General features: G+C 43.5%; 10 protein-coding genes. All 10 read right to left on the bottom strand.

Translation table 11 applies throughout. The features are described from left to right. Positions 1–28 precede the first annotated feature (28 nt). The gene (gene ymfI, locus LWH95_RS05065; RefSeq protein WP_232919082.1) at positions 29–757 is read right to left on the bottom strand and encodes an elongation factor P 5-aminopentanone reductase; all 729 of its coding nucleotides are present in this window, start codon (positions 755–757) and stop codon (positions 29–31) included. Between the two features lie 54 nt (positions 758–811). Beyond that, positions 812–2,098, bottom strand: a complete 1,287-nt coding sequence (gene yfmH / locus LWH95_RS05060; RefSeq protein WP_232919081.1) for an EF-P 5-aminopentanol modification-associated protein YfmH — start codon at positions 2,096–2,098, stop codon at positions 812–814. Further along, positions 2,095–3,375, bottom strand: a complete 1,281-nt coding sequence (gene yfmF / locus LWH95_RS05055) for an EF-P 5-aminopentanol modification-associated protein YfmF (protein WP_232919080.1) — start codon at positions 3,373–3,375, stop codon at positions 2,095–2,097. Before yfmF ends, yfmH begins: the two co-directional genes overlap by 4 nt. Positions 3,376–3,646: 271 nt before the next feature. Further along, a complete protein-coding gene (gene bcbE, locus LWH95_RS05050; protein ID WP_080010808.1) occupies positions 3,647–4,858 on the bottom strand; it encodes a bacillibactin exporter BcbE in 1,212 nt (403 codons plus the stop codon). A gap of 124 nt (positions 4,859–4,982) precedes the next feature. Then, positions 4,983–5,708 carry a GntR family transcriptional regulator gene (locus LWH95_RS05045; protein ID WP_003238458.1) on the bottom strand — a complete coding sequence of 242 codons (726 nt, stop codon included), beginning with the start codon at positions 5,706–5,708 and terminating at the stop codon, positions 4,983–4,985. A 143-nt stretch (positions 5,709–5,851) separates the two neighbouring features. Next, positions 5,852–8,215, bottom strand: coding sequence for a DNA translocase SpoIIIE (spoIIIE, locus tag LWH95_RS05040; protein ID WP_232919079.1), 2,364 nt, complete (start codon positions 8,213–8,215; stop codon positions 5,852–5,854). A gap of 129 nt (positions 8,216–8,344) precedes the next feature. Then, a complete protein-coding gene (tepJ, locus tag LWH95_RS05035) occupies positions 8,345–8,557 on the bottom strand; it encodes a TepA modulator TepJ (RefSeq protein WP_087991647.1) in 213 nt (70 codons plus the stop codon). Continuing rightward, positions 8,554–9,291 (bottom strand): translocation-enhancing protein TepA, encoded by a 738-nt coding sequence (tepA, locus tag LWH95_RS05030; RefSeq protein ID WP_003238463.1) that lies wholly within the window; start codon positions 9,289–9,291, stop codon positions 8,554–8,556. The genes tepJ and tepA overlap by 4 nt, the downstream gene beginning before the upstream one ends. Before the next feature lie 116 nt (positions 9,292–9,407). Continuing rightward, positions 9,408–11,075, bottom strand: a complete 1,668-nt coding sequence (rnjB, locus tag LWH95_RS05025) for a ribonuclease J2 (protein ID WP_003238465.1) — start codon at positions 11,073–11,075, stop codon at positions 9,408–9,410. A gap of 178 nt (positions 11,076–11,253) precedes the next feature. After that, a complete protein-coding gene (dapA, locus tag LWH95_RS05020; protein WP_003238467.1) occupies positions 11,254–12,126 on the bottom strand; it encodes a 4-hydroxy-tetrahydrodipicolinate synthase in 873 nt (290 codons plus the stop codon). Between the last annotated feature and the right edge of the window lie 30 nt (positions 12,127–12,156).

Below are 12,156 nucleotides of genomic sequence, written 5' to 3'. Positions count from 1 at the left end.
AAGAAACTATACACCGAATATTTTCGGATCAGCAGTGCCAGCCGCCATTCACCGACAAAATTTGGCCAGTGATATATGACGCTTTTTTAGACAGGAGAAAAGCTGTTGCATCCGCAATTTCTTGCGGCCGGGCCAGCCGGCCGATCGGGATCTCATCAGCGATCTCTTCTTTTTCAGACGGGGTGAATTGATTCATCATATTTGTATCAACCGCGCCTGGCGCTACGGCGTTTACTCTGATTCCGCTTGGCGCCAGCTCCTTAGCCAGTCCTTTTACAAACGAGTGCTGAGCTCCCTTTGCCATGCTGTACAGCACTTCACAAGATGCTCCAGTCTCTCCCCAAATAGAGCTGACAGCCACAATTGCTCCTGATTTCTTCCGGATCATGCCTGGAAGAAGGTTTCTCGTCAGCATATAAGGACTCGCCACATGAAGCTGAACCATTTCCTGGACCGTTGCATTATCCACATCCGTAATTAGCCCAAAATGGCTTCTTCCGCTATTTAAAATAATCGCATCAAGCGGCTGAACAATTGAACCTGTCAGCTTATCTGCTCCTTCTGGCGCGGACAGATCGGCTTGTAAAATTTCAGCATGCACGCCAAACGTCTCTCTTAGTTTTTCAGCAAGCTCCGCTGCCGCGTTTTGATTTGTATTGTAATGCAGCAACAAATTATATCCATCTGCCGCAAGGGTTTCACTTATGCTTTTGCCAATGCCGCCGCTTGCTCCGGTGATTAGTGCTGTTTTGTTCATCCTCTTTCCTTCTTTCCGCAGAAAAACACCCCTCACACTGGAGGGATGTTTTGTTTATGATTTAGGAACAACCTTGCAGACGGTCAGTCTGTCTGCAGCAATTTCCTCTTGTATTACTTGCTGGACATCCTCGAGGGTAATTTGCTCGAGTACCGTTACGACGTCAAACAGGCTCATATCCAAGAAAGCATAACGGGTAAATTGATTGGCAATGTATTCAGGTGAATTCAGCGCCTTTAAGAATGAACCGATCTTTTTCTTTCTGGCAAGTTCAATCTTTTCAGCAGTAATCAGTTCACCGGCGCGCAGAAGCATGCTTGAAATGTCTTCAGCCAATTGATCAGGTTCCGGCGTATCGCCTCCGATCGCCGCAAAACCAAACCCATATTCTGCAGTAAAATCAAAGCTGAACGTTTCGTCAATATACCCTTTTTCATAAAGTGTTTCGTACTGGGCAGAGCTTTTGCCGAAAAGGGATTCAAGCAATAAGTTCATTGAAAGTTCATGCTTTAACAGCTCTTTGCCTAATTTAAAAGGGTTCTTTGATTTGAGCCCGACAAGGCATTTCGGTCCCTGCACGTTCATTTTGATCTCTTTTTCTTTTCGGAAAACCGCTTCTTGCTCCTGTACTTCCTCCCGTTTGATCTCCGGCTGATCAGTATACGGCTTTCTTTCCTGATTTTCTCTTACCTGAGAAATGATCGTTTCAGGATCTACTGAGCCAACAATGAAGAGGAGCATGTTGCTCGGGTGATAAAACGTTTCATAGCATTCATAAAGAAGGTCTTTTGTAATATGTGAAATGCTTTCCACTGTTCCCGCTATGTCAATTCTGACAGGATGTTCTTTGTACATGTTTTCAATGACCCCGAAGTAAAGCCTCCAATCAGGGTTGTCGTCATACATGTTAATCTCCTGCCCGATAATCCCTTTTTCTTTTTCAACCGTTTTTTCAGTAAAATATGGGTCCTGCACAAAATCGATCAGTGTCTCTAAATTGCGTTCAACATTTGATGTGCTTGAGAAAAGGTAAGCCGTTCTTGTAAATGACGTAAACGCATTGGCAGAAGCGCCCTGTTTGCTAAAATCTTGAAAAACGTCTCCGTCCGCTTTTTCAAATAGCTTGTGCTCAAGAAAATGGGCGATGCCGTCCGGCACGTGGACCATCTCATTTTTACCTAAAGGGACAAACCGGTTATCTATAGAGCCGTACTTTGTTGTAAAGACCGCATATGTCTTGTTGAAGCCTTTTTTCGGCAAAACGTAAACGTCAAGGCCGTTTGGCATTTTTTCATGGTACAGCGTCTCCTGAAGCTGTTCATATTCGATTGGTTTGATCAAGATGCACCCTCCGTCCCTTTTAAGAAATAAGTCGTATCAAGCTGAATCTTTTCGCCGGCTTTTATGATATCCTCTTTTGTGACCTGCTCAATATTGGCAAGAAAGTCTTCAATTGGAATATCGACCTGGGCAGTGGCCTGCTGATATAAAAATTCAGATAAACCGTACGCAGTATCAATGGTTTCCAGCACTTGATTTCGAATGACGGCCTTTGTCTGAGCGATGTCCTGCTCACTGAAGTCGCCGTTTTTCATTGCCTGAAATTGCTCAGCAATAATAGAAACAGCCTGTTCGTAATTTTTCACTTCAATGCCCGACATCACCATTAACAAGCCTTTAAAACTTTCTATTCGAGAAGCGGCGTAGTAAGCAAGACTGGCTTTTTCCCGAACATTGATGAAAAGCTTGGAATGAGAGAACCCGCCGAACAGTCCGTTAAACACTTGTAAGGCAGGATAATCCTGATCCGTATAAGTGATACCGGTGCGGTAGCCTATGTTCAGCTTTCCTTGTTTGACATCTTCTTCATCAATCACTTCTTTAGGCTGGGCTTTTTGCTCAGCTTGATTGTTTTCAATCGCTGCGAGGGTGCGCTCTTCTGTTTGAAAATACTTGTCAATTGACGCTTGCACTTGGTTACTGTCCACATCGCCAACAACATAAAGATCAAGCTGGTCTTTTTGGATCGCGCTTTGGTATGTTTCATACAATTGATCAGGCGTAATGGCATCGACATCGTCGATTTCACCATTGACATGGAGCGCGTAAGGCTCATTTTTGCACATTTCCTGTATCAGCCTTAAATTCGAGTAGCGCATTTTATCATCATAGACCGCTTGGATTCTTTGCTTGAGCGTCCGTTTTTCTTGAGCCACATATTGTGATTGAAATACGCCTCCCTCTAGAGCAGGTGAAAAGACGATTTCTGCGAGAAGCTGCAGTCCTTTTTCAAGAAGCGGCGTTTGATCTTTTAAATATTTTTCATTCGGGATTTCAAGCCTGAGCGTAATGACGTGCCGCTCTCCTTTTTTCGAAAGATCCGCCGAAACTGACGTGCCGTACAGTTCATCTAAATAAGAGCGCAATTCTGCTGTTTTCGGATGGTTTTTTGTTCCGCGAAGAAGCACATGCGGAAGCAGTGCTCTTTTTGTGACTTGGTCCTTTGTCAGCGGCGCAAGCATTTTAAAAATAAGCGAGACGGTTTTGAATTTTTCTGTTTCTACAATGTGTGCGGTTAAACCGCCGTGCTTTGTTTTGACTTCATTTACATATGACATATGGAACCTCCTTCGTTCATTTCTTATTAGTATGTATTATGACCAATTTTCAGCATACGCAGAAACACTCTTTCATGTAATTATAGCAACTGTAGGATTTATAAGGAAACAATAACCTCCGCCTGACAAACAGAGGCTGTATAGGTTGATCCTTTTTCATTCTTGAAGGCTGCTGTTTGAGCCTCACAGAATGAAAAATGCAAACTGCAAGAGAGAATGACTTTCCGCTAAATGACAGCATCCGGCCTTCACAGCAAAAAAAGACGGTTGGCTAGACCGTCCCTAAGTTTTTTTCTTCCTCTTCACTTTTTTTAGCATCCACAGTAAAGAGCACTAGAAATAAAGAAACAATGCTGCAAAACGCCGATAGAATGAAAATCAGCCAGTTTGCATTAGACATTAACGCCGCAAACACAGGAGGACCGAGAGCTACTCCTATAAAGCGCATGCTATTGTAAAAGGAGGAAATGGTTCCGCATTGCTCACTTTTAATGCCTTCGGTTATCAGTGCATCTAAAGCAGGGAGAGCCATTCCGATCCCAATCCCGCCAAAGCTTAAAAAGGCAAATAAAAAATAAAAACTGTGGTTCCACCACAAAGCAATAAACGACAGGGTTAACATAACCATTCCCGTAACAACGCAAAATTTCATGCGCCCTTTATCTTTACCGATCTTTTTGCCAGCTATAAAAGAACTGGTTGATAGAAACAAAAGTGGGATTGCCAGTAATCCGCCTTTAGCCACTCCGTCAATGGCATACTTGTTCTCCAGCGTATCTGACAAATAAAATAATACGCCGAATAACAAAAACATAATCACACACCCGATAATAAAGACCGTATAAAGCCAGCGCCCGTCCTGTTTAAAGATTTTCCGCACACTCTTGACAAACTCAGAAACCGCTGGTGCATCTTCATCTTCTTCAGGCTTAGACACCAGAAACAACACGAGCAAAAAGCTGATTAAACAGAAAAACGGAATAAACCAAAACGGTACAAACCAGTACCAGGAAGCCAGTAAAGCGCCAAGTATGGGACTCAGTACCTTCCCAGATGTGTTGGCGGTTTCAATATCGCCAAGACCGGCGCTGACCTTTTCATCGTCTCCTTCAAACAAATCGCCGATAAACGGCATGACGATAGGAGCTGCACCTGCAGAACCGATGCCTTGAAGAACCCGGCCCGCCAAAATCATAGCGTAAGGATTTTTCATATAGGTGGAGGCAAAAGCAGCGACCACCCCTCCTAATCCTGCAATGAGGAGGCATGGCAGCAATATTTTTTTTCTCCCGAATCGATCTGACAGATACCCCGCAATCGGAATGCAAATAATTGCCACGACCGAATATACAGTAATGATTAAAGACACTTGAAATGAAGTCACCGACAGCTTTTTCTCCATCATCGGCAGAACGGGAATCAGCATGGAGTTCCCGAGTGTCATCACAAGCGGTACGGAGGACAATGCAATAATATTTTTCATTCCATTTTTCTCTCTCAACATTTTCACCCATTCACTTTCTTGTCATCCCTTATATGTTGCGTTAACCCGAGTGAAAGTATGTAAAAAGACAAATAAAAAAACAGACACATCACAGGCGTCCGTTTTAGAATCGTTTACGCAAAACATGAAATCTGAATTTATCCGCTCTAAAATAATTTAATGAGTAAAGCACCGGTTGATCGTGCTGATCGTAATGGGTTTGTTTTAACAGCAGGAGAGCTGTTTCCGGATCGCATTCCAGCACTGGAGAAATTGTATCATGATAGCCGATCGGTTCAATATCAGTCACTGCATAGCTGATCACGGAGCCTGAATTTTTCTCAAGCAAATCAAACATAGATTCTTGCTGATGAGAAAAAGAATTCGGCAAAATATCCATCGGAATTTTGTCTATACAATACACAATCGGCTGTCCGTTAGCTGTTCTGACTCGTTCGAGGTAAAAAAGTTCTTGCCCTTCTGCCAAATGAAATCTCTTGATATCATCTTCAGACGGCATAAGCACTTGCGATGATAGAAAAATCGTGCCAGGTGTCAAATTTGCCTGTTCTATCATCTTGGTTACACTGTTCAGCTGTTCAATGCCCGAAAGAAATAACGGCTTAGAATGGACAAAAGTGCCTACACCATGCCTTCTGATAATCACATGCTCTTCTTCCAGTATCCGCAAGGCTTCTCTTAGCGTCGCTCTGCTGACACCCAGCTTTTTGGAAAGCTCAAATTCAGAAGGCAGCTTTTCCTTCTCAGTGTAGATGCCATTTTTGATATCCTCTTTAATTCGTTCAATCACTTTTAAATACAAGTGCCGATTATCAGCTTTTGTAGACATGTTTCCCCTCCGTAAACCACTTTCGATAAAAATTATTGAACAATTGGGACAACTATATCATGTTTTGTCGAAAAAATAAATAGAAAGGTTGTTAGTTTACATAATGTTATTATTGGTAACTGCAGAAAACTGAACTCCCTTCATTAAGAAGAGAGCTCATCATATTTCTCTTTTGATAATAAGACTTCCCTAGGTTTGCTGCCTTCATACGGCCCAACAACGCCTCTTTCCTCCATTGCATCAATCAGGCGCGCCGCTCGCGTATAACCGATTCTGAATCTTCTTTGCAGCATTGAAACAGATGCCGTCTGCATGCCGACGATTAATTCAACAGCTTCATCATAAAGCTCATCGGTAACCTCGGAATGTGTTTCCGTTGTCTCCTCCGGAATCATTTCTTCCTGGTATTGCGCTTTCTGCTGCGTAATCACATGGTCGACGATCTTCTCCACTTCGTCATCCGACATAAATGCTCCCTGCACGCGGACGGGTTTATTAGCCCCGACAGGCAAAAACAGCATATCGCCTCGTCCGAGCAGCTTCTCAGCGCCACCCATGTCAAGAATCGTCCTTGAATCCGTCTGTGAAGAAACACTGAACGCGATTCGTGACGGAATATTCGCTTTGATGACCCCTGTGATAACGTCAACCGACGGCCGCTGTGTCGCAATAATGAGATGGATGCCGGCAGCCCGCGCCATTTGGGACAATCTCGTAATCGAATCTTCCACATCAGATGAAGCGACCATCATGAGATCGGCAAGCTCGTCCACAATCACAACGATATACGGCAGCTCCGGCTGTTTCGCTCCTTCTTCATTGTTGGCGCGTTTTATATAATCATTGTATCCTTCAATATTTCTTGTACCTGTATGAGAAAATAATTCGTACCGCCGCTCCATTTCATTGACAACTTTTTTCAAAGCCTGTGACGCTTTTTTCGGATCGGTTACGACCGGAGCAAGCAAATGCGGAATCCCGTTGTAGACATTCAGCTCTACCATTTTAGGATCGATCATCATCATTTTCACTTCATGCGGTTTCGCACGCATCAAAATGCTTGTAATGATGCCGTTGACACAAACGCTTTTCCCGCTTCCGGTTGCGCCTGCGACCAAAAGATGGGGCATCTTGTTTAACTCAGCCAATACAGCTTCACCTGAAATATTACGGCCGAGTCCAATTAGCAGTTTCGCATCCGGTCTGTCATTTAATTTAGACTCGAGCACTTCCTTCAGTGATACCATTGCCACTTCTGCGTTCGGAACCTCTATTCCGATTGCTGATTTGCCTGGTATAGGCGCCTCAATCCTGATATCCTTCGCAGCAAGTGCAAGCGCTAAATCATCGCTTAAATTGACAATTTTGCTAACCTTCACTCCGACATCGGGATACACTTCATATTTGGTTACGGCCGGCCCGAGATGAACCTGTGTAACTTTCGCCTTTACGCCAAAGCTTTGGAAGGTGCGTTCGAGCTTTCTTGCATTTTCATAAATATTCTTTTTATCAGCCTGCTGGCCGGTATGCTTTGGATCGGCCAGTAAATCCAGTGACGGCATCTCGTAATCCTTATTTTCAAGCTCCGTAAAGGTCATAGGAGGAGCAGAAACAGTTTCCTGATCACCTGTCTCAGTCTGGATGTCCCGAAGCGGCTCTGATACAGATTCAGCTCGCTTTTCAATGACTGGAGATTCTTCATCTTCATTACGATCTGAAAAGCTTGAGATAATCGGCTCTGAATGAATAAGAGGCGATGCCGCTTCCTGGTCCTCCTCTTCATTAGAAGGCTCTGGTTCCATTTGCTGTTTTTTGCGGGCCGGCTTTTGTTTTTTGCTAGGCGCCTTCGTTTTTTTCGATGACTTCATATTTGTTTTGACGGATTTCATATCATCAATAAATGCAAGCCATTGTTCTTTTATAAAGCGGCCAATCGGGCTCATCCACTTTTTCAGCGTTTCTTGAAGAGAGCGACCTGTAACTAAAATCATTCCGATCAAAATCATGACAATCGCCATGATCTGAGAACCAGTCGACGCAAACAAAAAGTGTGAAGCCGCAAACAGCAGCGCACCGATCATCCCTCCGCCCAAATCAGGTGAAGCGGAGCTGCCATTCATGTCCATCAAAAACAATTCCCACGTGTTGCGCACCACGCTTGCGGACTCAATAGACCCTTTGTGCGTCAAATTTTTAAACAGCTGCACATGGGAAAGCAGCAATATGCTTGCGATGATGCAGTACAACCCAGCCTTTCGTCTCGTTAATAGGCTTGGTGTTTTCTTCTTCCAAAACAGCGAGACGCCTAACACCAATAAACCTAACAAACATAAAATAAACCACTCTCCAGCAAAAAAGCGGAACAAGTAAATAAAGGTTTGGCCGACTACCCCCAGCTGCAGAATCGCGATAATTGAAATGGCTATACACAGCAATCCGTTGAGTTCATATTTTATATTGAGCTGTTTCGCCTGTTTTTTTCTTGATTTTCGTTTTTTCTTTGCCACACTCATCACCTTACTGCGTTAAAAAATGTAAGTTCTTACATAATGAAGAAAGCAGCCGTTTACAGGCTGCGTTTTTTCTGTAGGATTCCCCTATTATAGCATATTTTGCCCTTAAAAAAGGGGTGGATCTTATACGTTTAATTTAAGCTTTTGTCCCGGAGAAATGTCTGGGTGCAGAAAATGCATTGGATTTGTGCTCATGATTTGAATGACTTCCGCTTCATTGCCTTTCATCTCGACAAGAAGCGGCACACCTTTATACTCAATTTGCTCATGAACGCTTGTCTCCTGGTTCTGTTCCGCAAACACAATTTCCTGCGGCATCACGGTATACAGAATCATTGAATCATCCGTCCTTCTTCTGCCCTTGCTTCCTCAATGAGCTCATTCAGCTTATTGATCGCCTGTCCAACACCGCCTGTGTGATCGATCAGCCCGTATTCAACTGCATCCTTCCCGACTACATTTGTTCCGATGTCTCGTGTTAAGTTTCCTTTTGAAAACATCAGCTCTTTAAACTTCTCTTCCGTTATATTGGAATGGCTTGTCACAAATTTCACAACTCTTTCTTGCATCTTATCCAAGTATTCAAACGTTTGCGGCACACCGATGACCAGTCCGGTCAGCCGAACGGGATGAATCGTCATTGTTGCTGTTTCAGCGATATAGCTGTAATCACAGGATACTGCAATCGGAACGCCGATAGAATGCCCGCCGCCAAGCACGATAGAAACGGTCGGTTTTGATAAAGATGCGAGCATTTCTGCTATCGCAAGGCCCGCTTCAACATCTCCTCCGACAGTATTTAATATAATCAGCAGGCCTTCAATTTTGGGATTCTGTTCAATTGCGACAATTTGCGGGATGACATGCTCATATTTTGTTGTTTTGTTTTGCGGAGGAAGCTGAACATGGCCTTCTATTTGTCCGATAATGGTTAGACAATGAATATTTGTATCTTGGGACAGCTGCGGGAGCGTCGTTTCCCCAAGCTGCTGTATTTTATTCATAATGCTGTCTTTCGCATCATTTTTTTCAGAACGCTCTTCTTCTGTGTTTTCCATACGATGATCCATCTCGCTTTCACCCTTTCCGAGTTTCTCTTTGTATTATGAACAAAGATACTCAATTCAATCCCGGCTTGAAAGGCAAAAAAATAAAGACCGGAGCAGCTCCGGTCTTTATTCAGACATTATACTTCCATAATGATTGGGATGATCATCGGTTTACGTTTCGTTTTTTCATATAGGAATTGGTTCAAAGCATCCCGCATTGCCTGCTTCAGCGTTGACCATTCAACATTTGATGCTTCTGTCGCTTCTGTCACGATAGAACGGACAAGCTCAGTAGCCTGTACGATAAGGCCTTCAGACTCTCTTACATAAACAAAACCGCGCGTGATAATTTCTGGTCCTGATACAAGATGTTTCTTTTGTTTATCAAGTGTAATGACAACGATTAAAATTCCGTCCTGTGAAAGTAAGCGGCGGTCTCGCAATACGATATTGCCGATATCACCGACACCTAAACCATCAATTAAAATATTGCCGTACGGAACTTTATCCCCAATTTTTACGTTTTGGCCGCGGAATTCAACGACGTCTCCTTTTTCAATTAAGAAGATGTCACTGCGCTTCATGCCGATTTCTTCAGCGATTTTTGAATGAGCTTTTTGCATTCTGTATTCGCCGTTTACAGGAATTAAATATTTTGGTTTAAGCAGATTGATCATCAGCTTTAACTCTTCTTGTGAGCCGTGGCCAGATACATGGACACGCTTTTGAGCAAAGATGACTTGTGCACCGGCTCTCGCGAGAAGATCTACTGTTTTAGAATAAATGAGTTCCTGCCCAGGGATTGGTGTGGACGCAATCACAACCGTATCCCCTTCTTCAATGTTCAGCTGTTTGTGAGCTTTGTTTGCCATTCTTGTCAGGGCAGCTAACGGCTCACCTTGGCTGCCGGCTGTAATAATGGCCACTTCGCGCTTCGGATATTTCTTGACATCCTGCACAGAAATAAACAGTTCATCATCGGCCTCAATATATCCGAGCTTTCTTGCCAGTTGCAGGACAGATTGAAGATTTTTTCCGGCTACGGCAATCTTTCTGCCATTTTGAGCCGCAGCATGAATGACTTGCTGAATCCGGTTAATATTGGATGCGAAAACAGCAATAATCACCCGGTTATCTGAATTATACAGCGCGTCCGAAATTTCGCCGCTGACAGCTGCTTCCGAAGGGGTATAACCCGGACGTTCCGCATTTGCACTGTCAGAAAGCAGGGCGAGCACGCCGCTATTGCCGATCTTGGCGATCTCGCCAATGTCGCACGTTTGATTAAGTGCAGGTGTTTGGTCAAATTTGAAGTCTCCCGTGCATACAATAGATCCAAGTGATGTTTTAAAACTTACACCTACAGAATCAGGGATGCTGTGAATCGTTCTAAAGAACGATACTTTTGTCGATTCAAATGTAATGACAGATTTGGAGTGAATTTCTCTTAAATCAGTTTTTCGGTTATGTCCGTATTGTTTTAATTTTTCTCTTAACAGTGCAAGCGTCAGCTTTGTTCCGTATACTGGAACGGACAGCTTGTTTAATAAGTAAAAAACGCCGCCGATATTTTCATCGTGCCCGTGCGTTAAAAAGATTGCCTTGACGCGGTCAGCCCGTTCAATCAAATATGATATGTCAGGAATCACAACATCAATACCGAGCATTTCGTTTTCTGGATGCATAAGGCCGGCATCAACAACAAATATGTCTGAGTCAATTTCAATGACATAAAGGTTCTTCCCAATTTCTCCGACACCGCCAAGGGCGATAATTCTAACGTTTTCTGTATTTTTCTTTTTCAAAATCTATATCCTCCTAGTCTCATACCCGTCCATCATCACTTGTTCCTATTATAACTGAAAGTAAATTTAGAAAACAAGATAAAGCAGAAGGTTTAGGGAAAACCAATATGTATAAGAAACGGTCAAACTCAGCTGAATGTGAGAATGACCGCGTTTGTTTCACTGTATGAAATTTTTCTTACAGTTCGCTGATCGTGCTGCTTAAGCTCAGCCGTTCATCTTCGCTTAGCGGGATAAGAGGAAGTCGCACTGATCCGACATCAAGGCCTTTCAGCTGAAGAGCTGTTTTGACAGGAGCCGGGTTAGGCGCTTTAAACAGTTCCTTCATAATCGGCAGCAGTTTCTGATGAATTAGTGCCGCATTAGCTGTTTGCCCATTCGTATAATTTTTGATCATTTGCTGCATATCAGAGCCTACAATATGGCTCGCAACTGACACAACTCCTCTTCCTCCGACTGAGAGAATAGGAAGCGTCAGGGCGTCATCCCCTGAATAGACAGAGAAGTCTTCCGGCGTTTCTGCAACAATTTTTGTAATCGCTTCTAGGTCTCCGCTCGCTTCTTTAATCGCAACCACATTCGGGATGTCTGCCGCCAAACGGATCGTCGTTTCAGGAGCGAGAGAAGCTACCGTGCGGCCCGGCACATTATACAGCATAACAGGAAGAGACGTTTCTGCCGCAATTGCTTTAAAATGCTGGTACATTCCTTCTTGAGAAGGTTTATTGTAATACGGCGTAACGAGCATAACCGCGTCTACGCCCGCTTCCTCAGCTTTTTTTGTCAGCTTAATGGAATCTTTTGTGTTGTTGCTTCCAGTACCCGCAATAACCGGCACCCTTCCGTTCACTTCTTTTACCGTATATTCAAAAAGCGCAATTTTTTCTTCAGTTGAAAGGGTTGGAGATTCTCCAGTTGTTCCCGCTACTACTAAAGAATCCGTTCCGTTTTTCAACAAGTAATCAATCAGTGTAGACAGTTTTTGAAAGTCTACGTTCCCTTTATTGTCAAAGGGTGTAATCATCGCTGTAGACACATTTCCGAAATTCATTTTTTTCACCTCATCATGATTCAATCACAT

It is taken from the genome of Bacillus sp. G16 (assembly GCF_021282335.1).
GTDB lineage: Bacteria > Bacillota > Bacilli > Bacillales > Bacillaceae > Bacillus > Bacillus inaquosorum.
Note: the sequence above shows the minus strand (reverse complement) of the source record. Positions and strands in the feature narration are given on the sequence as shown.